We start from the raw sequence: 304 nt of genomic DNA, 5'->3' as shown, positions 1-304 counted from the left end.
AAGCGTAACGCAGAAGTTGGCTTTATAGGCAAACACTATTTAAAATCTGTCTATACACTAAGTGTTTGAAATATAAAGTTCAAATTCAAGGCTTGCGAAGTCATAAAAATCAAGACGTTTACTTTTCGTAAATGACTGTTTTTATGACAAGCGTAACGCAGAAGTTGGCTTTATAGGCAAACACTATTTAAAATCTGTCTATACACTAAGTGTTTGAAATATAAAGCTCAAATTCAAGGCTTGCGAAGTCATAAAAATCAAGGAGTTTACTTTTCGTAAATGACTGTTTTTATGACAAGCGTAA

This window comes from Geofilum sp. OHC36d9 (assembly GCF_052400685.1).
Lineage (GTDB): Bacteria > Bacteroidota > Bacteroidia > Bacteroidales > Marinilabiliaceae > CAZHHH01.
This window is presented reverse-complemented; position numbering follows the sequence as displayed.